This is a genomic window from Arthrobacter sp. zg-Y1143, assembly GCF_030125565.1.
GTDB lineage: Bacteria > Actinomycetota > Actinomycetes > Actinomycetales > Micrococcaceae > Arthrobacter_B.
Window position 1 is genome coordinate 26,052 of the sequence record NZ_JASKLW010000012.1, and the last position, 24,651, is coordinate 50,702.

Genomic DNA, 24,651 nt, shown 5'->3' on the forward strand with positions numbered 1-24,651 from the left:
GGGGGGGGGGGGGCCCCTGGTGGGGGGGCGCCCCCGGCCTCCTGCCTGCAGCTACTTCTGCTCGTCGTCCTTGTTGCCGCTCATCTTGTCCTTGACCTTGTCTTTGGCCTGATCAACCTGCTCGGGATGATCCTTGGCCGCGTCCTTGGCCTTGTCTGCCATGCCGCCCAAATCTGCCATGGGATTCTGCCTTTCCTCACTGGGGGTTGAGGCTCAGGTCCAGCTGCCTCGGTGGGTATCACCCATCCTGCACCCGGCCGCGGCCGGGCGTAACCCCCGCACGGTCCGGCACCGGACCTTACTTCCCTTGACTAAGCGTTTTCCACGCGGATGAGGATCTTTCCGGTGGTGCCGTTCTCGACAGCGTCGTGCGCGGCAGCGGTTTCCTCCAGCGGGAACCAGGTGAGCGGGAGCCCGGCGGATTCACCCACCGGCAGGACGCCGTCGCGCAGAGCTGCGGTGATGTCCTCTGCCGCGGCGTGCTGGGCCGCTTCACCGACGGTGTAGATGAGCACACCCTGCCAGCGGACGTTCTTGGCGAAGCTGGCGACGATCGGAGCGGTGAATTCCTCGCCGTTGTTGTTCGCGTAGTAGGCGATGCTGCCGTGGTTGGCGATTACGTCCACGTCGAGTGCCGCGTTCTGCGCGGGGGAGACCTCCACGATCTGGTGGACGCCGTCCGGGGCGATCTCGCGGATCCGGTCCGCCTCGGCGTCGTCCGGGTAGCGGACAATGTGCTGGGCGCCGGCAGCGCGCGCCAGCTCGGCCTTCGCATCGCTGCTGACCGTGGCAATCACGGTGGCACCGGCCCACACGGCAAGCTGGATGGCGGCGTGCCCGACAGCGCCGGCCCCGCCCTGGACGAGGACGGTCCGTCCGGCGAGGGCGCCCGGGGCGAGCCGGGTGGGACCGTCTTCATGCACGGTCAGCGCGCGGTGCGCAGTCATGGCCGGGACGCCGAGGCTGGCCGCGACGTCGAATCCGATGCCCTCGGGCAGCTTCACCGCACGGTCGGCCGGCAGGATCGTGAATTCCTGCGCGGTGCCGGTGGGGCGGCCGTGCGCCGCGAGGTAGATCCACACCCGGTCACCGGGCTGCAGGTCAGTAACCCCTTCGCCGACGGCGTCAACGGTGCCGGCGCCGTCCTGGTTCGGCACCACCTCGGGGAAGGCAAGGTTTCCCGCGGCGCGGGCCTTCCAATCGGTGGGGTTTACGCCGGAGACCGCGACGCGGACCCGCACCTCCCCCGGACCGGGCGAGGCGACGTCGCGCTCCTCGAGCGTGAGGACGGATGAGGGGCCTGTGGTGGAGTACACGATTGCTTTCATTGGCGGTACAAGGCACGGCGTCCTTCTTCTATTCCCGCCCGGAATGAAAAAGTCAGCACACTGTCCGTTATGCTACCTACCGATGCGGCGGATCCGCCGTTGAATACGTCAGTTCTATGGGGGGAAAGAGAACGTGTCTCAAGAGACCAGTTACAGCAATTCCGGAGGATTCCAGCCCGCAACTCCGGCACCAGCCAAGGCCATGGCTCCGGCACGGGCGAAGACGGTGGAAACCGCCTTCTGGCTCCTGCTGGCTGCAGCGGCTACGGTGCTGATCCGCATTCCGGTGGCGATCGTGACCGCTAACCAGGACCGGTACAAGTCCCAGATGGAGCGCTCCCTCGGGCCGGAAAACGCTGAGATCTGGGCCAATAACCAGATCGAAGGTTTTACCACGGCGGGCATCATCACCGCCCTCATCCTCATCGCGTTGGCACTGCTGTCCCGGATGGGCCACGGCTGGCCGAGGATTGTGCTCATTGTGGTTGTGGTCCTGACCGCGCTGAACACCCGGGTGCAGTTCTCCGGGAGCCTCGTGGATGTTTACGAGGTTGCCTGGGTGACGCTGGTATCCGTTGTCCTGACCCTGGCGGCAACCGTGCTGTTGTTCCTGAAGCCGTCCAGTGACTACTTCAAGGCCAGGAAGCAGCACCGCAAGAGCAAGGCAGCGGCGCAGGCCTAGGCCGAGCGTGGACTGCGGCCGTCCGGTCAGCCTGCGCGGCTGCCCGGACGGCCGCGTCCGTTCTGCGGACGTAGGCTGGAAGCATGCGACACGAAACCCTGTGGGAAGCCAAGAAGCGACAGAATCCGGGACACTCGGCCTGGTACATCTCCCGGTTTGAGCAGATGCGCCGCGATGGCGCTGATCTGCACGGCGAGGCCCGGCTGGTGGATGCAATGCTGCAGCGGGGTGCCCGGATCCTCGACGCCGGAGCAGGTCCCGGACGGGTGGGCGGGGAACTGGCCCGGCGCGGCCACACGGTCGTGGGCGTGGATGTGGACCCGGAACTGATCGACGCCGCCCGGCAGGACTTCCCCGACGTGCAGTGGTTCGTAGGCGACCTGGCCGAGCTGGACCTGCCCGCCGCGGGCGTGGCCGAACCCTTTGACCTGATTGTCTGCGCCGGAAACGTCATGACATTCCTGGCGCCGGGCACCGCCGTCGACGTGCTCACGCGGATGCGGAACCATCTGGCCCGCGACGGCCGGATTGTGGTGGGCTTCGGCGGCAACCGCGGCTACGCGTTCGACACGTTCTTCGACGACGCCGCCGCGGCCGGACTGCGGGTGGAGCAGCGCTTCGGCACGTGGGACCTGCGGCCGTTTACGCCGGAGTCTGATTTCCTGGTGGCGGTGCTGGGCCGGGCCTAACCGCCGGCTTTGCCCGGACTGCTAGTTCTTTTCGAGCACCACGGCGGTGCCGTTTGCGGTAACCGCAAAGAGGAAGGGGAGATACAGGGTGCCGCCGGAACTGGTTGCGGTCTCGGGATCCATGGTCAGGTAATCGAAATCCACGCCGATCACGGCGTTGCATCCGAGTGCGTAGGCCTCCTCCTTCAACTTGGCGAGGGCGGTTTGCCGGATATCGGACAGGCCGGCCAGCAGGTCCGCACCGACACTCTTGTTCACGCCGCTAAACCAGCCGTGCCCGAAGCCGGGTAGATAGAAAGGCCGGGGGGAGAGGGGCCGGATCGCAGATCAAGGGATTCCGGGCCCTTCCGTCGTGTGCCCCGAAATTCCCTGGGTGCGCGTGCGGCGGCCTCCGCCGCGCGCTCCCCGGCCGCCGCAAGGACACGCTGCGCGTCCACCACACCCAAGCCAAGGTCACCGGGCCGCCGACAACGCGCCCCCGTCAGAAGATCGTTGGCCAACACGGTAATGCGGCCTTTACCAGCCAGAAGGACACCGCCGGTATTTTGGGAACTTATGAGGACGCGAGAAAGGGGCCGAGTCCTTCCGCGGAAGACTCGGCCCCTCACCGGTAATGCTAGTGAAGAAGCGTCACCAGTTTACCGTCGCTAGGAGGAGGGCGGCTCCTATGAGAGTGCAAACCACGGAAGCGGCATAATATTTTCGTCGTTGCGATGGTGTCCCTCCCATATGGGAGGGAAGAACCGCGAGCGATAGTGCTGTGAGGCACAAAAGGGCAGCGGGTATTAGATACCACCAGATCACGGCTGTGCCGCTCCCGTCACCTTGCCAATACCTGCCCCCACGAGTCCTCCAGCAACGAATGCCCCTGTTCCTACAGCACAGGCGGCACCTACGTCTCCTAGAGACGTTGACTCCCCATCGATGGCATTGCCGATTCCTTCACCTAGGGCACCGGCTAAACAACTGCCGGCAGCGCCGGCGACCCAGCCACCTATAGAAGTTTTCAAACCTACACCTATAGCAGTGCCTACAGCGCCCACTACGGCGTCGGCTAGTCCTCCAACAGCGTCTCCCAGTGAGAAGAGACCGAGTGGGTCAGAGTTGTTGACGGGATCGTTAGCTGCGTACGCATGGCGGTTGGCATTAGCCGGGTTAAGGGGGGTGTCCAGGGTGTCCATTTGAGTCCACCGTCCGATGCCGGGGTTGTACCAGCGTTGGCCGTATTTCACCCACCCCGTGGCCCGGTCTTGGAGCCCGATCTTGAAGGTGTACGGGTTCTGCGGCACGCCCAGGCCCCCAGAGTCTTCGGTGAGGGCGGGCCTGCCGTAGGGATCGTAGGCATAGGCGAAGGCCACATACTTGCCGCTGGTGATCAGGGCGGCAGGGTTACCGGTGCCGTCGTAAACATACAGGGACTGCATGCCGGAACTGGTACGCAGCATCAGCGGCTCACCGGTGACCGGATCATGTTCCACATAGGCGGTGAGGTTGTCCTTCTTCAACTGCTCAATCACCGGTAGTCCCTGCGCGTCCGTGCGGCCGTAGGTGAGCTGATAGGTGCCCTGAGGCGTGGTCTGGGACAGCAGCTCGTTCTGGGCTGGGCCTGCGTACTTGTAGGTGTAGGCCTCCCCGCCAACAGTGGCCGTCGTCATCTGTTCGGCCCCGTTGTACCTGTACGTCCCGGAGGGGTCGGCGGTGAGGTTCCCGGCGCCGTCCTTTTTGGGCACGGCGGGATAACGCTATGGACATGATGACCCCCGAAGAAATCGAGACTGACGCGGAGGCTGATTGCTCCGGTGAGTGCACGCTAAACCCGGCGTTATGCGCTTGTCTGCGGCGAGACAGTACCTGTCTTTGCGAATAGAAACAGGTGTTTTCCCCATGGTGGTCTTCCGCCCCTCTCAAGAGGCACTAACACGGAAACACGGAAATCTGTGTTCCTGTGGGATGGCGATCAGGTGTTCTGGTGCGACGAGTTGAGCGTTTACTTGGAAAAGGGTCGTAAAGTTCGTGGCAGGGCGGGGCCCCAGCAGCGCTCAAAGATTTCTTCTCGGGATGAAACCCACCGTATCCGTGAGGCGGAGAAGAACGGTTACAGCCCCAGCAGTCGGGGCCGGATCAGCAAAGTCATCGTCGAGGCCTATCAAGCAGCCAGCTCCTAAACAGGCCGGCCCGCTTCCGCCCTTACGGATAAGCTCGGAAAGCTTTCCCCGGAGAGGACTGACATATGCGCTGTTATCGGCTTTTAATCACATCTCCGGAAAATTCATCCAGATACCCCCAAACCGTACGAATGGTTCAGAGCGGGTGATCCCAATGGTCTCGGTACAGTGAGCGCATGATTACTTCTGGGTTTAAGGCCCTTTCCGGTGTCGCTCTTTCCGCTCTGCTTCTCGCCGGCTGCGCCGCGCCGGCTCCCTCAACCGCCGCAGAGGAGACTTCCGCCCCAGCGGTTCCGACACCGTCGGCACCAGCGACTCCGGCCGTGAAGATGACTGATACGGAACGTGTGGCCGCGGCAGAGGCCGCAGTTCAGGCTGAACTCCCCGATGCTCCCATTTGGAAAGGTATGAGCTTTGAGGGGGTCATCGTCAATGAATCCGAGGTCTGCGTTGACCGCACCTACGAGCCAGGAGGGGGCCTGGATGGTCTTGGTGGGAGTGCTGGCTATGTTGTCGTCAGGTTCCCAATGGTCACCCTGGGAGAGCCTCAGGACGGACTTTGCGCAAGCTATCTACCAACAGACGAAAAAGTACAGGCCCCTGTCGACGTGCCCTCTGAGGTGGCTAAAGATCCCGGTCTGATGGTCAGCACCACATTCGGAGATGAGTGGCCGCTGACCGTTCCTTATGTAGTTGCACACTGTGAGGACATCACAGTGTCAGGACGATCCCTCCAAGTGGCGACCGTAGATGATTCAAATGGCAAGACCTACGCAGTAAACGGAACAGCCAAGGATCACGGCAACTTTCTCGACATTGATCCGATTTGGGCGTCGAATCCAGATGTTTCCGGGCTAAAAAAAGACATCAGCCCGGTCATTGATGCCGCTCTTGCGCTCTGTGATTAATCTTCCCAAGAGCAGGACTCGTGTGGGCCGTATCGGAGGTTGAAGCGTCGTGCGTCGGCGAACGGTCGTTTTCCAACATCGGGAAATGGCATAGTCCGACCGTGCCCGGAAGCCCCTGCAGTATGTTTTGCTAAGCGGTCCAGTCGCGAAGCAGGTAGTAGGAGTCAGGTTGGATCCGCCTCTCTCGACGAGAGGCAGCTCCAACCGGTACGGATCAGCCCATCCCCACGGTGGATCCTGCCTTTGACTTGGTTGCTTTGCTCGTCGAGTTTGAAGGGAGCTTCGCTCCCAGCTCTATTGCTGAAGCTCGACGCGTCATAGAACCTTTTCACAACCTCTGCCTCCTGGTGGGAATTGTGATCATTGTTGCTCATTGAGCTAGGCCGGTGCGTCACATACGCCATAGAGGGATCCCTGTACGGTCGGCCTGGGAGTCCTCGGCTTGCGAGAGCTTTGCTCAAGCGTCAGCCGTCGTCCCCGGCAAAGTAATGTTCGACGATTGGCCACCAGTGTCGGTCGGCTAGCTCTAATCGGGCACGGTCAACTCCAATCCACTCTCCAACAGCAATCGGTTGTTCGGAGCTGGCAACTAGAAATACGGGCACGTGAGCCCAGGGCACAGGGTAGATGTAGTTGGAGTTGGGAGTCGAGACCACATTTCGAACAAAGCCAATGCAGTGGACCATGACGTCAGCTTTCTCGAAAATCTCCCATATCAGTCGCGAAGTACCTAAAGATAGGGACTCGCGGCTAGATCGGTCGTACAAATAACGGGTCGGGAGATTTAGTCCTCTGGTAGTTGGAACACAGAAGAATTCCGGCTCCTGGCCTAGGATCCGTCGGATGATGAGCAGCCGCGTGACCACTGCTGGCTCTGCGGCAGGACAGTTGCTTCCCACCCATGTTTCTGCTGAGCAGCCAGGCGGCAACCAATCGGTCCCGACAGTAACGCCAATCTTCTGCAGCTCTGTCATGAATTCATGCTACGGGTGGCTGCGCCTGCATTCGAGGCGACATGACGTCCCTCCCGCCGAAGTGTCCGCAAGCCGGTCTAAAGGTCAAGTGAGAGTCCGTTGAAAAGTGTGCTGTCAAGGATCCCTAAGCGGGACAACTGGCCAGTTTCGCCACCTTCCCCGGCTCTTGTCAGGTAGATCGGCGGGGCACAATAAGGCCGTTGTTTCGTCACATGCTCTGATCGGGTTTGGACTCAATGTCACACGCCTACAGGTCCTCTTTGAGGAGCTGCTCAGAGTCATCAAACAGGTCCGGCCGTACCCGACGCGCAATCTCTTCAGCTATTGCGGCCACAGTGTACTGACTAGTGGACCTGGCGACCTTGTCAGCTAGCGAGGGGCTTTCCGCCATGACCTCGTCTCTTGTTACTTTGTGCCAGATCGGAAGAAGATTCTGCTCGCCTGAAACCGAGCGAGTTACCATCCCGTCCAGCTCGTATTGAGGCCATCCTTTTGAGAAGAAGTGCTCAGATAAAATGACTACTCCGAAAGCGCTCCGAGCTAGACCTTGGTCAATTTTCCTTCGCAGGCTGTCACCGATTCCCATCTGAAACTCGTCGAACCAAACTCGTACGCCGAATCCTTCAAGCGCCTCTCGTAGGGGACGGGCTACGGCGACTTTATCCTCACTGGCGTGGGAGATGAAAACATCCCACACCTCGAGAGAGGCGTTGGATGTTACAGCCGGCGGAAGCTCCGCCCGTACCTGAGAAAGCGTAGATGGCTTCGCGCTACGTGCGACAGGCAATGGTGGCGGATCTACAGACACTGATGACTTCACCCGAGCGTTCGCGGCCATGCCGATGAGGTCAACTGTCACGTACCAATGTCCATCACGAGGCACCGTCATCCGGTGGGGGGACCTTTTGACGAGCCCTCCGCCGTGTAGACGGTGCCGCCTTCCTGCTTTATAAGCGGAGAAATTGGACGAATTAAGTAGGCGCACGTTAGCGGCGCTGCCCTTTAGGGTGACCACAACCGTGGATCCGCGCTTAACCTGCTTCAGATCGTAGCTTTGAAAGTTTGCCATACTGGTCCCCCTGATTGCGTTGAACCCAGTGTATGAGCAAAAACTGACACAACTGGAGATGGCGACGCCGGACCTGATGAGTAAATGGTTCTTGGAGTTTGCATGAGAACGCCCGTAAGCCGGTGGCCAAATGCGAATAGAGTATGACGGTGCCTTCGCTTCTCAACCGGCTCATCTATGTTGATGACTCCGGCAACCCTCGGTCAGGACTAGTCGTATATGGATGGGTGGAGTTCACTCCCGACCATTGGCCCTCCGCCCTAGGTAACTGGCTGCAGATGCGTAAACGCCTTTGGCGAGAGCACAGGATCCCTCTCACTCAGGAGCTGCACACCACTGAGTATGTAAACGGGCGCGGCCGTATTTCCACGCAAATCCCGGATCGGCATATCCACAACGGAGTCGAGTATTGGAAAGACTTCGGACGGGAGGTTGCTTTGGAGTGTCTGGAAACGCTACGAAACACCGAGGGACTGAGTCTTGGAGCGGTGTACCGAAAAGGGAAACCCGAGGACATCGCGCACACGCGCCAGCAGGCCTATGCGGCACTAGTTGATCGTCTGGAAGCGGAACTGGCACGATCCGATTCATTGGCGCTTGTTTTCATGGACGGTGACGGAAGCGACACCTCATACCGCAGCACCCACCGGAACCTGCGGCTCAGTCAGCGGCGCGTGATCGAAGACGCGATCCACCTGGACTCCCGAAGCTCACAGCTCGTGCAGATGGCGGACCTCGTGGCTTGGTGCGCCAACTCTTCGATAGACCGGCATCCGAGGAACGAGTTTGCCTGGGAGTGGTTTGAGAAGTACCTCAGCGAACGGGATCCCAGACGCAGCCCGCAAGAAATATGAGTCGGTTAAACAGCTAGACCCCCTGATCCACGTGTGTGGGGGGGTCTGCGCTTATGACTATAGCTGTATAGAAAACTTGTTACAAGCCAAAATATAAACCTAGAGTTCGCTGAAAAGTTAGATACGGATTCCTGGAGGTCCCCAGCACTAGAATTCATGAGACGTGTTCTACGTGCCCCTTTAGCGTAGGGATTGCCCGTGCCGCGGTGTGAATCGCCCCCGGTTCCGTTTCAGGGTCGGCAATGCCGGCTCTGTTCCCCCGGAGCGCACGCCAGCTGCAGACTACCTTCAGGATCTAAGTCACCAGCCGTCGCCCCAACCTATGTGTAGCAGCGGGGCAGCGGTAAAGTTCCGCCGGTGCGGGGCTGTCCTCGTACGAGCCGCAGGCGAGAATGTCTCCGACATCCTCGAGGGCCTGCCCGATGGCTTTCCAGTTCTGGTCGTATGACTCCCAGCGGGGCACGCGGGCTCACACATCCGGATCCGCCACTCGCGGAGCCAATTGATCCAATTGATCCGGTGTTGCCCGCCACCAGGTGAGCGGGCGGTGTATGTCGATACTTAACCACGGCATGGTGCTGTCCTCCAGGCCTTTATTTGTGTTGGCGAATGCCACTGCGGGGAAATCATGCCAGCGTGCGTTGGCGGGGTCGCGGAACCATTGGTCGACGTTTTCGGGCAGGTAGCGGATGACCCGCTTACCCAGCAGATAGTAGTCCGGGCCGATGTTTCGGCCTCGCCATTCGGCCAGCTCCTGGACACTGACACCGTATTTACGGGATACCTGTTCCGGGGTGATGAGTTGCTTCACGGACTTGCTCCTTTTCTCTTTGCCACCGTTCCTTTCGGCAACGCCGTCAAGACTTGCCCGCGAAGTGAATTGGCCAGCCGGAGCCGGGGGACTGTGGAATACCGGAGGGCGCGAAGCGAGTGAGGATATGCCGCGAAAGCTCCCGGCGCCGGCTTGCCAAGAGAAGGGCGGGCAGTACCATCCAAAGCCGAAACGGAACGGCGCAGCCGGTTAAAGTCTCAGGAGCGAAGCTCCCCGCATACAGTAATGGCCGTGTGCTCCGCGCCGCTTGCTCCGCGACCGCCCGCCGGGTAGTTTTTGGAGCCGTTGCGCCCCAACGCTGCACGGCAGTACGCTCCTCTCACCGGAAGTAAAAATACGGACCTGTTGCCCGTACGCATACGCCGCCCGCCGGGCAGCCACTTCTCCCTAATCAGAGGAGTGCGCTATGGATAACCGCCCACCTGCTTCCGGACCCGGCCAGGCACCTGCCCCCGGGACCGCACCCGGACCCGCCGGACCGCCCGGGAAATCCCCGCAGTCGCTGCGCGCGGCGTGGCTCGCCCTGACCGGGCTGTCCGCGGTGTTCCTCTTCGAGATGCTGGATAACTCGGTCCTGAACGTCGCGCTGCCCACGATCGGCCGCGACCTGGGTGCGTCGACGGCGGCCCTGCAGTGGGTGACCAGCTCGTATTCCGTGGTCTTCGGCGGGCTGATGATCGCGCTCAGTGCGCTCGCCGACCGGGCCGGCCGCCGCAAGGTCATGCTGGCCGGGCTGGTGCTCCTGGCCGCAGCGAGCTTGGCCACCGTGGCCGTAACCTCCGTAGGGCAGCTGATTGCGGTCCGCGCCGTGATGGGCGTTGCTGCCGCCATGACCACCCCGGGTTCGATGGCCCTGGCCTTCCGCCTCTTTGACGATGAGAGGCTGCGCGTGCGGGCCCTGACGCTCATCTCGACCGTGGGGCTGGTTGGCCTGGCAATCGGCCCCGCAGCCGGAGGGTTCCTGCTGGCCGCCGCCCCGTGGCAGGCGCTGCTGCTGGTCAACGTGCCAATCGCCGTCGTCGCCGTCATCTGCATCCGCGCCGCAATCCCCGCGGACCGCGCCGACGAACTCCACGCCCAGCCCCTTGACCTGATCGGTGCCCTCACCGGCACCATCACCATCGTGTCCGTGCTGGCCGTGCCCGCGCTGCTGGTCGGAGACGGCGCAGCTTCCGGGCGCCCGGAAGCCGTGGCCGCGCTGGCCGTCCTGGCGGGGGCGGGCTTCGCGTTCCGCCAGCGGCATGCGGCCAACCCGCTGCTGGACTTCGCCCTGGTGGCCCGACCGCTGGTGTCCAGCGGCCTGGCCTTCAAAGCCGCGGCGGCACTGGCCGTTGCCGGCCTGGGCTACATGGTGACCCTGCAGCTGCAGCTCGAGTGGGGATGGACCCCGGCCCAGGCAGCTCTGGGGCTGCTTCCGCAGGTTGCGGTCCTTATTGCCGGGGGTGCGCTGATTGGCCCGCTTATCAAGCGGATCGGTCTTGAGCACGCCGCCCGGCTGAGCGCTGCCGCCGTGGTGGCCGGGCTTGCCGTCTACACCGTGTTCGGCCAGCGCAGCTATCCCTGGACTGCCGTGGCCATGGTACTCGTCGCGGCGGGAATGCGCGTGGTGGGCGTGGTCTCCGGCAACAACGTGATGCGCGGCTTGCCGGCGGACCGCACCACCGTGGGCGCGGCCCTCGTTGACACGGCCGGGGAGTTGGCCACCGGCGTCGGCATCACCCTTGCCGGCACGTTCATCGCTGCCGCCTTCACCGGCAGCATTGCCGCGGGGGAGTGGACAGCCGCCCAGGCCGGGCAGTTCCGGGAAGGAACCACGCTCGCCGCCTGCACGCTCACCGCGCTGGCGGCCCTGCTGGTGGGGTTCGGCATCTTCCGCGCCCGCGCGAAGAACGGCGGGCCGGAGAACGGATAGCGGCTCCGGACACGGAAAGAGGCCCGGTTTCCCGGGCCTCTTTCCTGCGGTGCTTGTCCTGCTAGCTGATGGCGGCGCGCAATTCCTTGGCGGCCATAGCGGGGTCATCGGCGCTGTAGATGCCGCCGCCGACGACGGCCACGTTCGCACCCGAGGCCTGGACATCAGCGAGGGTAGCCAGCTTGACGCCGCCGGCGATGGAGAACGCGACACCGGATTCCTTGCCGGCGGTCAGCAGGGTGTTGAGGTCATAGCCGTCCTGGGCCTGCTCGTCGAGACCGGCGTGGAACTCTACGAACTCGGCACCAAGATCGGTGACCTCCTTGGCGCGGGCCGCCTTGTCATCGACGCCGATGAGGTCCACCACAACGCCCTTGCCGTGGGCCTTGCCGGCCTTGATGGCTCCGGTGATGGTGGAATCGTCGGCGACGCCGAGGACAGTCACCAGGTCTGCGCCAGCCTTGAAAGCGATGTCGGCTTCGAGTTCGCCGGCGTCCATGGTCTTGAGGTCCGCGAAGACAATCTTGTCCGGGTGGGCTTCCTTGATGGCCGTGACGGCGGACAGTCCGGCGTTCTTGACCAGCGGTGTGCCGAGTTCAATGATGTCGACGTACTCGGCGACCTTCCCGGAGAGCTCGAGGGCATCTTCGACGGTCAGTACGTCCATGGCGAGTTGAAGCTTCATGGTATTTCCTTTGCTAACTGGGGATGAAGGTAGAGGGGGCACGCGTTATTCGAGGTTCGCGTGCCGGGGCCAGAGGTCCTCGGCGGGGGTGCCGTCGATTTTCCAGAGGGTGTGGAAGACGGCGTCGAGCACCAAGAGCAGTGCCTGCTCGAAGAGGCTGCCGGAGTACTGGCGCGAGGCTGTGCCGCGGTGATCGGTCTTTTGGGCTGCGGGGATGAGGACCACATGGTGCGCTATCCCGGCCAGCTTCGACTCGCCGTCGGTGGTCAGCGCGGCCACACGGGCGTCCACGGAGGCGGCTGTTTCCGCAGCGGCAACTGCGCCGGCAGTGGTCCCGGATCCCGAGGCGACAATCAGCAGGTCACCGGGGCCGATGGCCGGCGTCGTTGTTTCGCCTACGACGTGCACGGTAAGTCCGAGGTGCATGAGGCGCATGGCGTGCATGCGCAGCGCAAGGCCGCTGCGTCCGCCGCCGGTGACGAAGACCCGCCGGGCCTGCCGGATCTCGTTCACCAGACCGGCAAGCTGGTCTTCCTGCAGGCCATCCGCCGCCGCAGCAAGCTCGTCCTGGAGCAGGCTCAGGCTGGCGGGAACGGAGGGCTGCCCTGAAATCTCAGTCACCCGGATCAGTCCGTGCTGATCTGGTGGCGGAACGTGTCCCGGCGGGTGTGGAGGTCCCACAGGACGCCTGCGAGGACGTCGGGATCCTTTTCCGGATCGCCCTCGATGATGCGTCCGCCGATGATGAGCTGGGACACGTGAATGCCCTCCTCGCCGAGGACCTCATTGAGGAGCTGCGCGTAGGCCGCCTGGCCCGCGAACGCCACCGAGGTTCCGGTGACGCCGCGTCCGGGCTTAACGGCCGATCCGCCGTTGACGAAGAGGATGGTGCCGCGGTTCCCGCCCAGGAACCGCATGCCGGGCAGCACCTGGTGGACTGCAGCCACCGGTCCGTAGATGGAGAACTCAACGGGACCCACCAGGTCCGCCGGGGTGGTCTCGAGGACGGGCCGCATGAAGTCCTTCTGCGGCAGCGGACTGTACTGCAGCACCTCTACCGGGCCGAGGGTTTCGGCCGCAGCCTCAAGGGCCGCAGCGATCGATTCCGGGTTGCGGACGTCGGCAGCGAAGCCGCGGGCCTGGACACCGGCCTTGCCGAGGTCTTCGGCTAGCGCATCCAGCTTGGCCTGGTTCCGGGAAATCAGCGCAACGGAGAATCCCTCCGCGCCGAACCGTCGAGCGACGGCAGCTCCGAGGCCGCGTCCTGCACCAATGATCGCGATTGTAGTCATGGTGCTTACAACTGGTTAGGGTGCCGAATAATTCCGTTAGCCCACGTGCGCCACGTCGGGAACCTTCAGCAGGTCCTCCTTGGCCGGGCGGATCATAAAGAACCCGATGGGCGCGGCCAGGAACAGTGCGACGCCGGCCCAGATGAACGCGGTGGAGTAGCCGCTGACCAGCGCCTCCAGGTGCGCTGCTGGCTGCGCCGCGTCGGCGCCGCTCAGGTAGGCGGTGATGGCAGCGGTGTAGACGGCGGTGAACAGGGCGGTGCCGATGGACCCGCCGATCTGCTGCGTGGCAGAGACAGCGGCACTGGCCACACCGGCGTCGTGCTCATCAATCCCGGCCAGCGCCACGTTCTGCAGCGGCACAAAGATCATCGCCAGGCCCAGGCCCAGCAGGATCAGTCCGGGCAGGACCTCCAGGGCGTAGTTGCCCTCCACCGAGATGAAGGACAGCCACACCAGCCCTGCCGCACCCACAACCGGGCCCACGGTCATGGGCAGGCGGACGCCGGTGCGGGGCAGCAGGTTGGACAGCACACCGGCGCCCACCATGATGGCCAGGGTCATCGGCAGCGACGCCAGGCCGGACTTCAGCGGCGAGTAGCCCAGCACAATCTGGAAGTAGAAGATGAGGAACAGGATGCCGCCCAGCAGCGCGGCGCCGGTCAGCGCCGAGGCCAGGAACGCGCCGCCGCGGACCCGATTGGCCAGCACACGCAGGGGCAGCAGCGGATTCGAGACGCGGCTCTCCACCCATACAAACAGCGCCAGGATTATGGCGCCGGCAGCCAGGAAGGCAATGGTTTCCACGCGGGCCCAGCCGTTTTCGGCCTGCGAGAAGCCGTACACCAGGGACGCCAGGCCGGCCACCACCAGGATGGCGCCGGGCAGGTCGTACCGCGTGTTGCCGTGCGCCTTGCTCTCGCGGATCAGCGGCAGGCCGGCGGCCATGGCGACGACGGCGATGGGCACGTTCACCAGCAGGCACCAGGTCCAGCTGGCGTACTGGGTCAGCACGCCGCCGAGCAGCAGGCCGATGGCCGCGCCGCCGCCGCCGATGGCGCCGTACACGGCGAAGGCCTTGATCCGGTCCTTGCCGGTGGGGAATGTGATGGTCAGGATGGCCAGCGACGCCGGGGCGAGCAGGGCGGCGAAGGCGCCCTGCAGTCCGCGGGCGGCCAGCAGCATTTCGGTACTTTCCGCGAAGCCGCCAATGGCGGACGCGACGGCGAAACCGGCCATGCCCACCATAAAGGTGCGCTTGCGCCCCCAGTAGTCGGCAATCCGGCCGCCGAGCAGCAGCAGCGAACCGAACGCCAGCGCGTAGATGGTCACCACCCAGGTGCGGTCGCCGTCGGACATCCCGAGCTCACGCTGCGCGTCGGGCAGGGCAATGTTCACGATGGTGCCGTCCAGGACCACCATCAGCTGGGCCAGGGCCAGCACGGCCAGCAACAGCCAGCGGTGCGGATGCGCGGAGTGGTCGTGCGCTTCAGGGGCGCCGGCAGGGGTGGTGCGGTCCATAAAGGGGAATTCCTCATCAAACGAACTGGTTGGTTGGCTTAGCTAGACTACAGGGATGAGAAGCGACGGCGAAGCTACCCGTGCCAGGGTCATGGCAGCGGCACGTAAGGAGTTTGCGCAGTACGGGCTGGCCGGTGCCCGGGTGGACCGCATCGCGGCAGAAGCCCGGGCCAGCAAGGAGCGGATCTACGCCTATTTCGGCAGCAAAAGCGGCCTTTTCACCGCGGTGCTGGAAATGAACCTGCAGGAAACCACGGACGGAATTCCCCGGGATGCCCTGGACCTGCCCGGTTTTGTCGGGGCCATGTTTGACCACGCGACGGATTATCCAGAGCACCTGCGCATGCTGGACTGGGCGCGGCTGGAAGGAGCGCAGGAGCTGCTGCCGCAGCGACCGTGCGGCCGCCCGGGGCCCGCGGTTGAGGACGTGGCCCGCGCCCAGACAGACGGAATCATCGATCCGTCCTGGGATCCGCATGACCTGGTCACGCTGCTGTTTTCCCTCGCGTCGGCCTGGGCGCAGTCTCCGGAAGTCCTCTTTACCGGCGAAACGGCAGCAAGCCACACTTCCCGGGAACGACGCCGGGAGGCCGCCGTCAACGCCGCCTGCAGGCTGCTGGCTCCGGCAACCGGGTCCTGAATCAGCCAGGGGCGGTTACGCGGCGGGCCCGTCGGTGACGCTTCCGACCTTGTTTAAGAGGCAGGGCGGCTGCACCCACGCGGGGCGCAGCCGCTCCTACGGTCTAGAGCTCCGTGGTGACCTTCCACGAGGAGTGGATGGCGCCGTGGATGTAGTTGACCGCACCCGCGTCACCAACCACGTCGACGTCGATGCCCAGGTTCGCGGCCCGCAGTTCATCCGCCAGCGGCGAGGCCGACGTCGTGCCGTCTGCGTAGACCACCATGTCCGCAGGAGCCGAGAAGCTTTCGCCGTCCTCAGTCCACTCCACGCTCTTGGGCGTGATGCGCGTGACTGAGACGTTGCGGTGGATCTTCACGCCGTGCTTTTCGGCGTCCTTCACCGCGGTCCAGCGCCGCGGCATGGCCAGCGGCAGCCCGAGCTGCTGCTTTTCGTGCAGCAGCGTGACATTGCGGCCGCGTTCAGCCACGAATTCGGACAGTTCCAGGCCCACGAGGGACCCGCCGATCACGACGATGTTCTTGCCCATGGGCAGCCAGAACTTGGTGAACTGGCGGACGAACTCCGGGCTCTTCGTGACGCCGGAGAGCCGGCCGAGCTTGCCGAGGGTGCTCAGCAGGGCGCCGGCCTCTTCAGCGGTGGCGGTGCCGAGCATCATGGCCCGCAGGGTGTCGCCGGTCTGCACGTTGGGCAGGTCGCCGCCGGGGAAATCCGGCTTCGGGCGCACGGCGCCGGTGGCGATGATGACGTGGTCCGGGTGCAGGGCCTTGATGGATTCCACCGTGGCCTTGGTATTCAGCTTCACCGCGATGTTCAGCCGCTTAATTTCGGACTTGAACCACTTCAGCAGGCGCTCGTTGTCCGGGGTGGTCATGGTCGAGAACCACATGGTGCCGCCGAGGCGGTCGGACTTGTCGACAACGGTGACCCGGTGGCCGCGCTCGGTGAGCACGCGCGCGCTTTCCAGCCCGGCCGGACCGGCGCCCACAACTACCACGTGCTTGGTGGCGGAGGCCGGCTTCAGCGGCAGCAGCGCTTCATTGCCCAGCGCCGGGTTGACCGCGCAGAACGGGGTGTCGTCGAAGAAGTTCTCAGCAACGCAGAGGTAGCAGTTGATGCAGGGGCGGACCTGGTCGAACTTGCCGTCGCGGAGCTTGTTCGGCAGTTCCGGGTCGGCCAGCAGCTGGCGTCCCATGGCCGCGAAGTCGATCTGTCCGGCGGCCAGCGCCTTTTCGGAAACCTCCGGCAGCATCCGGCCGACGGCAATGACGGGAACGCTGACGTGCTTCTTGATTTCGGCAGCGTTCTCCAGGTAGGCGCCCACCTTGTTGGGCAGGGGGCCGTCGGTGAAGTTGTCGAACGGGTTCCGTCCCCAGCCGGTGACGTGGATGGCGTCTGCGCCGGCCTGTTCGAACAGCTTGGAGGCCTCCACGGCTTCTTCGAGGGAGAGGCCGCCTTCCTGACCGTATTCCTCACCGGCAACACGGACCAGCACGGCCAGGCGGTCGCCCACCCGCGCCTTGACTGCGCTGATGACCTCGCAGGCCAGCCGCGCGCGGTTTTCCAGCGATCCGCCGTATTCGTCGGTGCGCTTGTTGTCGCGCTGGTTCAGGAACACGCCGAGGATGTAGCCGTGAGCGACGTGGATCTCGATGGCGTCGGCGTCGGCCTTGGCGATGCGCTCGGCGGCGTCGGCCCAGGTGGAGACGAGCCAGGCGATGTCCTCGCCGGTCATGTCGCGGTATTCGGTCTTCTTACCGGCCGTGGCCGCGCCCATCTTGCCGAGCTCTTCGCGGGTGCTGTCGGCCAGGGCGGACATGTCATAGATGTAGTCCGGCTGGTTGGGGGCGAGCACCGGGCGGTCATTGGCCACATCCACGCGGGCGACTTTGCCGTGGTGGGTGGACTGGATGCACAGCTTGCTTCCGGCGGCGTGGACCGCGTCTGCGAGGGCCTTCAGTCCGGGGATGTACTTGTCATCCGAGAGTCCGGGCTCCTTCATGGAAGCGGCGCCGTGCGGGAAGGCGATGGCACAGGCACCGGTGATGATCAGACCGGCGCCGCCGGCGGCGCGGGAGACGTAGTGGTCGATCTCCGTCTGTTCAATTTCACCGTGCTCGGAAACGTTCATGTCCATGGCGGGCAGGACAATCCGGTTGTGCGTGTCCATGGGGCCGATGCGGCCCGGGGACATCAAATGGGGGAAGGTTTTTGTACTCACAGTGGTACTTTACAGCTGATGTTTACACTGTAAACATCTGCGGAAAGAAGGCTGGGTTTTCTGCCTTATTTCGGCAGCGCAGGGCCGTCCGCGTCACGGGCGCCGGGCAGGGGATCCGCTCCGGTTGCGGGCTCGTTGTTTTCATCCCTGAGCTGTTTCACCTCGGACTTGAAGATGCGCATGGACTGGCCCAGGCTGCGGGCCAGGCCGGGGAGTTTGGGTGCGCCGAACAGCACAATCGCCAGAACAACAACAACTAGGATTTGCCAGCCTTCGAGCCTCATAACAGGGAACCTTCCGCGGGGGTGGAGATGGATGAAACGGGAGATGTAACGGGATCCGCCGGCTGGCCATGCAGCGCCCGGATCAGGGAGCGGTCACGGTCGCGCAGGCTCTGGCGCCCGACGGCGGACTCCGGACAGTTCAGTTCGAAGCCGTGATACGCGCCGGGATACACGTGCAGCTCGGTGGGCACGCCTGCCTGCAGCAGCCGGGACGCGTAGGTAATGTCCTCGTCCCGGAACAGGTCCAGTTCGCCGGTCTGGATCAGGGTGGGCGGCAGGCCGGACAGATCCTTGGCCAGTGCGGGGACGGCATAAGGAGAAAGTTCTGCAGCAGCGCCCAGATAGCACTTCCACGCGAACTCGCTGTGGGCCCGGTTCCAGGTGGGAATGGCAGCAAACTCCCGGGCGGAGGGGGAGGTGTGCGTGGCATCAAGCATCGGGTACATCAGGTAGGCGAAGGCAAGGGCCGGTCCGCCGGCGTCGCGGTTCTGCAGAGTGAGGGCCGCGGCCAGGCCGCCGCCGGCGCTGGAACCGGCCACCGCCACCCGCGACGGATCCACGGACAGTGCCGCAGCCGAGGCGAAGAGCCACGCGAGCCCCGCGGCCGCATCATCCATCGCGGCAGGGTAGGGATGTTCCGGTGCCAGCCGATAGTCCACGGCCACCACCACTGCAGCTGTCCGCAAGCACAGGGCGGCGCAGTACGGGGTGTCCAGATCCACGGTGCCGGCAATCATGCCGCCGCCGTGGAGCCAGTAGATGGCCGGATGCGGACCCGCACCCGGCGGCGTGAACACCCGCAGGGCCAGTCCGTCCACGGTGCAGTCGCGGACAGTGACACCCTCCGGCAGGGCGGTTCCGGCCGGAGCTGCGGCGTTCGCGCGGAAGGCTGCCAGTCCCGGCAGTGTGGTGGGCGGGGGGTGCATTAGCGAGTACTCCAAGCCGGGGAGCAGCTCCGGATCCACCCGTGCCAGGAAGGGTTTCATGAGGCCAGCGCGTCCGCGAACCAGCCGGTGATGGTGGCCGGATGGGTGATGGCCGTACCAACCACCACCGCGAAGGCTCCGGCGTCCAGGGCGGCACGGCCCTGTCCCGGGCTGTGGATCCGTCCTTCGGCAATGACCGGACGGCCGCCCAGGTCCAGCCCGGCCAGCTCGTGCAGCAGCTCCAGGTCGGGTCCGTCTGTTTTGGGCCGTTCCCCGGTGTAGCCGGCCAGCGTGGTGCCGATGATGTCCGCCCCGGCCTCGGCGGCAGCAACGGCGTCGGCCGCCGAACCGCAGTCGGCCATCACCAGTGCCGGGGACTGCCGGTGCACCCCGGCGACGGTCTCGGCCAGCGTCAACCCGTCCGGCCGTTCCCGGCGGGTGCCGTCCAGCGCCACGATGTGCGCCCCGGCATTTGCGCAGGCCAAGGCGTGGTGCAGCGTTGGAGTGATGAAGACGCCGTCGTGCCCGTCCTTCCACAAACCGATCACCGGCACCTCCACGGCCGAACGCACCGCCTGGATGTCGACGATGCCCTGCACCCGCACGGCCGCTGCCCCGCCGATCACTGCCGACTGCGCCACCTGCGCGGTGGTGCGCGGATCACGCATCGGCTCGCCGGGGTAGGCCTGGCAGGAGACGATCAGACGGGAGCGGAGGGAATCAAGGTCAAACATGGGAACCTTCGGGAACGGTAGTGAGGGACAGCGCGCGGCGGGCTGCACCGCGGATGGCCGCGGTTTCGCCCAGCTGCGCAGGGACTATGGGCAGCTCGGTGAGCGGGCGGAGCAGTTCGCGCCGTGCGGTGCGCTCCATGGTCTCCCACCAGAGCGGCCCGGCGAACGCCAGTCCGCCGCCCACCACAACGACGGCGGGGTCCAGGATGTTGGCCAGCCCGCCGATGGCGGACCCGGCGGCCGATGCACCGCGGTGCATGGCCTCGGCAGCAACCGGATCGCCGGCAGCGGCCAGCCGGTAGACCTCGCGGGTGTCCCCGGCCGCGCTGCCGCCCAGCCGGGCATACAGCGCAAAGATGCCGGGCCCGGAGGCAATCGCTTCCACATGTCCGGCGCCGCCGCAGCTGCAGGCCAGCGGAACACCGGCCTCGTAGGCGAACGGGGAGGCGAAGTGCCCCACGTGGCCGGCGGTGAAGGTGGCACCCTCGACCGGCTCGCCGTTCAGCACGTAACTGCCGCCCACACCCGTGCCCAGCCCGATGAACAGGACGCTGTCCACACCGGCCCCGGCGCCCAGCCAGCTCTCGCCGAGGGCATGGGCGTGGACATCATTCAGGGCAGTGGAGGGCAGCCCCGTCCGGGCGGTGAGCTCAGCGGTCAGCGGCGTGCCGGTCCAGCCGAGGATCGCGTCGGTCGCGGATACCACGGTGCCTTGGCCGGAGTCGATCACGCCGGCGGAGCCGATGCCCAGCGCGTCCACGGCCAGGCCGCGCCGGGCCGCTTCGTCCTGCAGGGACCGGACCAGCCGTGCGGCGGTCTCCACGACCTCCTCCGCACCGGACTGCGACGGGGTGGCTACGGAGAAGGAGAAGACCACGTTTCCTTCAGCGTCGACAATCCCGCCCGCGGTCTTGGTGCCGCCCAGATCGATCCCGATGACGTGCCGCATGGCGATCAGAGCAGGCCGTTGTGCTCGAGGACCACGCGGATAGCCGCGGTTTCGGCCTCGTTGAGTGCGGTCATGGGCGCGGACATCACGTTGGTGTCAATGACGCCCAGCAGCATCAGCGCGGTCTTGAAGGCACCCAGTCCGGCGGCGCCGGGCGAAACGCGGCCCGGGGTGGGCGCGTACACAATGTTGAACAGGTTGGCCAGACGGTCCTGGATCCGGGCGGCTTCGGCGAAGTTGCCGGCCTGCGCCGCGGCGTACAGTGCCGCGTAACCGGCCGGGTCAACGTTGCCCAGTCCGGGAACCACGCCGTGCGCTCCGCCCAGCAGGGCGCCGTCGACCACTACCTCGTGCCCGGTGAATACGGCGAAGTCCGGCAGGTCCCGGGTGGCCAGCAGAAGCTGGCGGAAGGAGACGTCGTCGCCGGAGGAGTCCTTCACCCCGGCCAGGACGCCGTCCTGCGCCAGGGTTACCAGCATGGGCAGCGGCAGCTTGAAATGGGTGCGGACCGGCACATCGTAGGCGAACAGCGGCACGTCGAAGGCGGCGTGCAGGGCACGGAAGTGGGTTTCGGTCTCGGCCATGTCGGAGATGGCGTAGAACTGCGAGGTGGCCACGATGGCGTCGGCGCCAAGGCCGATCAGCCGCAGGCCCTCCTCGATGACGCGGGGCGTGGTCTGCTCGCTGGCCCCGGCGATCAGCGGCACTTCGCCGGCATTGACCCCGGCGATGGTGCGCATCACCGTGTCGCGCTCGCTGTTGGTCAGGTAGGGGACCTCGCCGGAGGAGCCCAGCACGAACAGGCCGGAAACGCCGCCGTCGAGCAGGTACTTGGTCAGCTTCTCCAGCGAGGCGGTGTCAATGGCGCCGTCCGCGGTGCGGGGCGTGACAACCGGCGGGATAACGCCGTGGAAGCGGGGCTGTGGTGCGTGTGACAAAAACTTCTCCAGTGCTTGGTGTTGGTGCGGGGGAAAGATAAAACGGTCTGGACGCTCAGGTGTGCAGCAGGCTGGGCGCGGCGCCGAGCAGGCTCTTGGTGTAGTCATTGGCGGGTGAGTCGAAGACCTGCCGGGCGGGACCTTCCTCGACGATGCGGCCGAAGTACATGACGCAGATCCGGTCCGAGACGTAGCGGACGGTCTGGATGTCATGCGAGATGAAGACCATGCCCAGGTTCAGGTCCTTCTTCAGGTCCGAGAGCAGGTTCAGCACCTGCGCCCGCACCGACACGTCCAGGGCCGACGTCGGCTCGTCGGCCACGATCACCGACGGGTCCAGGCACAGCGCCCGGGCAATCGCCACGCGCTGGCGCTGGCCGCCGGAGACCTGGTGCGGGGTGACCTCGGCGGCGGACTGCGGCAGGCCGACCAGGCTGAGCAGCTCCTTCACCTTCGCGTCGCGGGTCTGCTGGTTGCCGATGCCGTGCACCTGCAGCGGGTCGGTGAGGATGTCATGGATGGTCATCCGCGGGTTCAGGGCGGTGGCCGGGTCCTGGAACACCACGCCGACGTCGCGGCCGAAGGTTTTCTTCGAGACGGAGGCCCGGGTGCTCACCTTCTGGCCATGGAACAGGACAGAGCCAGACGTCGGCTCCTGCAGCCCCACGAGCACGGAGGCGAGGGTGGACTTGCCGCAGCCGGATTCGCCCACGATGCCCACGGTTTCGCCGCGGCGGACGGTGAAGTCCACGCCGTCCACCGCTTTGACGATGTTCGGGCGGAACAGGGAACCGGAGCGGGCCCGGTGGTGGACCTTAACGTCCTTCAGTTCCAGCACCGGGCTGGTGTCGGCGTGGATCGCGTTGCTGCTCATGAGTCCTGCCTTGCTGTAGTGCCGGAGTTCGCCAGGGCGGCCGGAGCCGGTGCTTCCGTGCCGGTTTCGTGGCTGGCCCAGAAGTGGTCCTTGGTGCCCACGCGGACAAACTGCAGCACCTGGTTCGGATCGGCATCCGGGCGCAGCGAGCGTTCGGCAAACCGGTCCCCGGGAGCGAAGTCCTTGGGGGAGGGGACGGTGCCCCGGATCTGGTGCAGCCGGTCCGCGCCGGCCTCGATGGAGAGCACCGCGCCCAGCAGGCCGCGGGTATATTCGTGCCGCGGGTTGCCCAGCAGCTCGGGGACATCGGCGGATTCCACCACCTGCCCGGCGTACATCACGGTGACCCGGTGGGCCAGGGAGGCGACCAGGGCCAGGTCATGGCTGACAAAGACCATGGCGAAGCCGAGCTGTTCGCGCAGCTCGTTGAGCAGGTCAACCACCTGCTTCTGCACGGTGACGTCCAGGGCAGTGGTGGGCTCGTCCGCCACCACGATCTTCGGGGACCGGGAGAGGGCCATGGCAATCAGCACGCGCTGGCGCTGTCCGCCGGAAAGCTCGTGCGGGTAGCTCTTGAGCGTACGGTCCGGGTCCAGCTTCACCATCTCCAGCAGCTCGCGCGGGCTCTTCCGCCCGCCGCGCCGGGTCAGCTGCAGCATCTGGTCCTTGATCAGCATGGACGGGTTCAGCGAGCTGAGCGCGTCCTGGTACACCATGGCGATCTGCTCACCGCGCAGGCCCCGGTAGAGCTTGTCGCGGTCCTTGGGGTTGTTGGTGAGCAGTTCCTTGCCGCGGTACTTAATGGAGCCGGTCAGCCGGGCGGTGGCCGGAAGCAGGCCCATGATCGCCAGGGAAGTGATGGACTTGCCGCAGCCGGATTCACCCACCAAGCCCATGGTTTCGCCCTCGCGGACGGTGAAGCTGACCCGGTCCACAATGGCGGTGTCGCCGTAGCGTTCCGGGAACCGGATGGAGAGGTCCTTCACTTCCAGGATCACCGGAGCGTCGTCGCTGACCGGAGGCAGCCGGTCGGAGCGGCGGGCTTCCGCCGCGGCCAGCAGTTCCAGTTCCGCGGCCAGCGCCTCAAGGGAACCGGCTTTGGTGACGTTGGCTCCGGCGTCGGACCGCGGCTGCCCCGCCGCGGCACCGGCCGCCGCGATACCGGCTGCAAGGTCGGCGTCGGTTCCGGTGGCGGCAGACGCGGTGAGCGGAGAGTCGGCCAGCGAGGTGCCGGCAGGATCCAGCACGGAGGGCTGGGCGGTGGTCGCCACGGCTTCGGCGGCCCGCTTCTTGGAGCGCCGGGTGCCGGGGTTGACCATGGCGTCGGTGAGCCCCTCGGCGAGGACGTTCAGCGCCAGGACCGTGAGCAGGATGGTGATGCCGCCGAAGGTGGTGGGCCACCAGGCGCCGCTGAACACCACGTTCCGGCCGTCGGCCATCACGTTGCCCCAGGACGCGGCGGGCTGCTGCACGCCGGCACCGAGGAAGGACAGGGACGCTTCGAGGATGATTGCGTCCGCCACCATCACGGTGGCGAAGACCAGCACCGGGGCAGCACAGTTGCGGGCAATGTGCTTGAGCAGGATGTAGGTGCGGCCGGCACCGATGACGCGTTCGGCGCGCACATAGTCCTCGCCGTATTGGGCCAGGACGTTGGCACGGACCACGCGGGCCAGCTGCGGGGTGTAGACAATGGCGATCGCGAGGATCAGCACCGGAACGGTGGACCCGAAGAGGTTCAGGGAGTGCTCCCGGAGGGCGAACAGCAGGGCTGCTGCCAGGGCGATGCCGGGGAAAGCCATCATGATGTCCAGGATCCGCATCACGGTCTCGCTGACGGCCTTGCGTGAGGTGGCGGCAATGGCGCCGAGGATGGCACCCAGGATGAGGGCCAGTGCGACGGCGCCCAGGCCGATGGAAATGGACACCCGTGCCCCGTAGAGCATCCGGGAGAATACGTCATAGCTGGAACCGTCCGTGCCGAAGAAATGCTCTCCGGTGGGGGAGAGGACGGGAACGCTGGATTCGTTTTCGCCGAAGGGGGCGAGGAAGGGTCCGAAGACGGCCACAAGCACAATGAAGGCCAGGAATCCGAGGGCGAGCTTGGAGTTGATGCTCAGCGCGGTGAAGCGGGCCCCGGTGTTGCTGAGCCGTTCGGTAAGTCCGTTGCGCAT

General features: G+C 65.2%; 25 protein-coding genes. 7 read left to right on the forward strand and 18 right to left on the reverse strand.

The genetic code is table 11. The annotated features are described in order from the left end of the window. Positions 1 to 51: 51 nt before the first annotated feature. The gene (locus QNN98_RS13370; RefSeq protein ID WP_269439735.1) at positions 52 to 180 is read right to left on the reverse strand and encodes a hypothetical protein; all 129 of its coding nucleotides are present in this window, start codon (positions 178 to 180) and stop codon (positions 52 to 54) included. Between the two features lie 131 nt (positions 181 to 311). Next, positions 312 to 1,328 (reverse strand): NADPH:quinone reductase, encoded by a 1,017-nt coding sequence (locus QNN98_RS13375; protein WP_227927160.1) that lies wholly within the window; start codon positions 1,326 to 1,328, stop codon positions 312 to 314. Positions 1,329 to 1,461: 133 nt separating this feature from the next. Between QNN98_RS13375 and QNN98_RS13380 the strand changes: the two genes are divergently transcribed. Both QNN98_RS13380 and QNN98_RS13385 read left to right on the forward strand, forming a co-directional pair. Next, positions 1,462 to 2,010, forward strand: a complete 549-nt coding sequence (locus tag QNN98_RS13380; protein ID WP_227927159.1) for a hypothetical protein — start codon at positions 1,462 to 1,464, stop codon at positions 2,008 to 2,010. 83 nt (positions 2,011 to 2,093) lie between these two features. Beyond that, positions 2,094 to 2,699: a class I SAM-dependent methyltransferase gene (locus QNN98_RS13385; protein ID WP_227927158.1), complete on the forward strand. Its 606-nt coding sequence runs from the start codon at positions 2,094 to 2,096 to the stop codon at positions 2,697 to 2,699. A 21-nt stretch (positions 2,700 to 2,720) separates the two neighbouring features. Here QNN98_RS13385 and QNN98_RS13390 read toward each other — a convergent pair whose 3' ends face one another. Together QNN98_RS13390 and QNN98_RS13395 are read right to left on the reverse strand one after the other, a co-directional pair. Continuing rightward, positions 2,721 to 2,957 carry a YbjQ family protein gene (locus QNN98_RS13390; RefSeq protein ID WP_227913055.1) on the reverse strand — a complete coding sequence of 79 codons (237 nt, stop codon included), beginning with the start codon at positions 2,955 to 2,957 and terminating at the stop codon, positions 2,721 to 2,723. Positions 2,958 to 3,499: 542 nt separating this feature from the next. Then, entirely contained in the window at positions 3,500 to 4,429 is a 930-nt protein-coding gene (locus QNN98_RS13395) for an RHS repeat-associated core domain-containing protein (RefSeq protein WP_227927157.1), read from the reverse strand. A gap of 231 nt (positions 4,430 to 4,660) precedes the next feature. Between QNN98_RS13395 and QNN98_RS16550 the strand changes: the two genes are divergently transcribed. Next, complete coding sequence (locus tag QNN98_RS16550; RefSeq protein WP_227913339.1) at positions 4,661 to 4,864, forward strand: Lsr2 family DNA-binding protein; 204 nt, start codon at positions 4,661 to 4,663, stop codon at positions 4,862 to 4,864. Positions 4,865 to 5,040: 176 nt separating this feature from the next. After that, positions 5,041 to 5,772, forward strand: coding sequence for a DUF2511 domain-containing protein (locus QNN98_RS13400; RefSeq protein WP_283997790.1), 732 nt, complete (start codon positions 5,041 to 5,043; stop codon positions 5,770 to 5,772). A gap of 1,221 nt (positions 5,773 to 6,993) precedes the next feature. On the opposite strand, the gene QNN98_RS13405 is transcribed toward QNN98_RS13400, so the two are convergent. Continuing rightward, positions 6,994 to 7,815 carry a DUF1883 domain-containing protein gene (locus QNN98_RS13405; protein ID WP_227913058.1) on the reverse strand — a complete coding sequence of 274 codons (822 nt, stop codon included), beginning with the start codon at positions 7,813 to 7,815 and terminating at the stop codon, positions 6,994 to 6,996. A gap of 143 nt (positions 7,816 to 7,958) precedes the next feature. Here QNN98_RS13405 and QNN98_RS13410 point away from each other — a divergent pair, with 143 nt between their 5' ends. Further along, positions 7,959 to 8,669 (forward strand): DUF3800 domain-containing protein, encoded by a 711-nt coding sequence (locus tag QNN98_RS13410; RefSeq protein ID WP_227913059.1) that lies wholly within the window; start codon positions 7,959 to 7,961, stop codon positions 8,667 to 8,669. A 469-nt stretch (positions 8,670 to 9,138) separates the two neighbouring features. On the opposite strand, the gene QNN98_RS13415 is transcribed toward QNN98_RS13410, so the two are convergent. Further along, on the reverse strand, positions 9,139 to 9,480 hold the full coding sequence (locus tag QNN98_RS13415; RefSeq protein ID WP_227927156.1) for a helix-turn-helix transcriptional regulator: 342 nt from the start codon (positions 9,478 to 9,480) through the stop codon (positions 9,139 to 9,141). A gap of 427 nt (positions 9,481 to 9,907) precedes the next feature. Between QNN98_RS13415 and QNN98_RS13420 the strand changes: the two genes are divergently transcribed. Beyond that, complete coding sequence (locus QNN98_RS13420) at positions 9,908 to 11,413, forward strand: MFS transporter (protein WP_227927155.1); 1,506 nt, start codon at positions 9,908 to 9,910, stop codon at positions 11,411 to 11,413. 61 nt (positions 11,414 to 11,474) lie between these two features. Here QNN98_RS13420 and hxlA read toward each other — a convergent pair whose 3' ends face one another. The 4 genes from hxlA to QNN98_RS13440 are packed head-to-tail and all read right to left on the reverse strand — an operon-like array spanning position 11,475 to position 14,911. Beyond that, complete coding sequence (gene hxlA, locus QNN98_RS13425; RefSeq protein WP_227927154.1) at positions 11,475 to 12,098, reverse strand: 3-hexulose-6-phosphate synthase; 624 nt, start codon at positions 12,096 to 12,098, stop codon at positions 11,475 to 11,477. A 45-nt stretch (positions 12,099 to 12,143) separates the two neighbouring features. Next, on the reverse strand, positions 12,144 to 12,719 hold the full coding sequence (gene hxlB, locus QNN98_RS13430; protein ID WP_227927153.1) for a 6-phospho-3-hexuloisomerase: 576 nt from the start codon (positions 12,717 to 12,719) through the stop codon (positions 12,144 to 12,146). A 5-nt stretch (positions 12,720 to 12,724) separates the two neighbouring features. Beyond that, the gene (locus tag QNN98_RS13435; RefSeq protein WP_227913064.1) at positions 12,725 to 13,390 is read right to left on the reverse strand and encodes an SDR family NAD(P)-dependent oxidoreductase; all 666 of its coding nucleotides are present in this window, start codon (positions 13,388 to 13,390) and stop codon (positions 12,725 to 12,727) included. A 36-nt stretch (positions 13,391 to 13,426) separates the two neighbouring features. After that, a complete protein-coding gene (locus tag QNN98_RS13440; protein WP_283997796.1) occupies positions 13,427 to 14,911 on the reverse strand; it encodes an MFS transporter in 1,485 nt (494 codons plus the stop codon). Between the two features lie 55 nt (positions 14,912 to 14,966). Between QNN98_RS13440 and QNN98_RS13445 the strand changes: the two genes are divergently transcribed. Further along, positions 14,967 to 15,551, forward strand: a complete 585-nt coding sequence (locus QNN98_RS13445; RefSeq protein WP_283997798.1) for a TetR/AcrR family transcriptional regulator — start codon at positions 14,967 to 14,969, stop codon at positions 15,549 to 15,551. A 103-nt stretch (positions 15,552 to 15,654) separates the two neighbouring features. Here QNN98_RS13445 and QNN98_RS13450 read toward each other — a convergent pair whose 3' ends face one another. The 8 genes from QNN98_RS13450 to QNN98_RS13485 all read right to left on the reverse strand — a co-directional run bounded on the left by QNN98_RS13450 (position 15,655) and on the right by QNN98_RS13485 (position 24,651). Next, positions 15,655 to 17,772 (reverse strand): FAD-dependent oxidoreductase, encoded by a 2,118-nt coding sequence (locus QNN98_RS13450; protein WP_283997800.1) that lies wholly within the window; start codon positions 17,770 to 17,772, stop codon positions 15,655 to 15,657. A 65-nt stretch (positions 17,773 to 17,837) separates the two neighbouring features. Continuing rightward, positions 17,838 to 18,056, reverse strand: coding sequence for a Sec-independent protein translocase subunit TatA (gene tatA / locus QNN98_RS13455; RefSeq protein WP_283997802.1), 219 nt, complete (start codon positions 18,054 to 18,056; stop codon positions 17,838 to 17,840). After that, complete coding sequence (locus QNN98_RS13460; RefSeq protein ID WP_283997803.1) at positions 18,053 to 19,042, reverse strand: alpha/beta hydrolase; 990 nt, start codon at positions 19,040 to 19,042, stop codon at positions 18,053 to 18,055. Before QNN98_RS13460 ends, tatA begins: the two co-directional genes overlap by 4 nt. Next, positions 19,039 to 19,716, reverse strand: a complete 678-nt coding sequence (locus QNN98_RS13465) for an N-acetylmannosamine-6-phosphate 2-epimerase (RefSeq protein ID WP_283997805.1) — start codon at positions 19,714 to 19,716, stop codon at positions 19,039 to 19,041. The genes QNN98_RS13460 and QNN98_RS13465 overlap by 4 nt, the downstream gene beginning before the upstream one ends. Continuing rightward, on the reverse strand, positions 19,709 to 20,665 hold the full coding sequence (locus tag QNN98_RS13470; protein WP_283997807.1) for an ROK family protein: 957 nt from the start codon (positions 20,663 to 20,665) through the stop codon (positions 19,709 to 19,711). Before QNN98_RS13470 ends, QNN98_RS13465 begins: the two co-directional genes overlap by 8 nt. Before the next feature lie 5 nt (positions 20,666 to 20,670). Continuing rightward, a complete protein-coding gene (locus QNN98_RS13475; protein ID WP_227927147.1) occupies positions 20,671 to 21,603 on the reverse strand; it encodes a dihydrodipicolinate synthase family protein in 933 nt (310 codons plus the stop codon). 55 nt (positions 21,604 to 21,658) lie between these two features. Then, positions 21,659 to 22,477, reverse strand: a complete 819-nt coding sequence (locus QNN98_RS13480) for an ATP-binding cassette domain-containing protein (protein WP_227913074.1) — start codon at positions 22,475 to 22,477, stop codon at positions 21,659 to 21,661. Beyond that, positions 22,474 to 24,651: a dipeptide/oligopeptide/nickel ABC transporter permease/ATP-binding protein gene (locus tag QNN98_RS13485; protein ID WP_283997810.1), complete on the reverse strand. Its 2,178-nt coding sequence runs from the start codon at positions 24,649 to 24,651 to the stop codon at positions 22,474 to 22,476. The genes QNN98_RS13480 and QNN98_RS13485 overlap by 4 nt, the downstream gene beginning before the upstream one ends.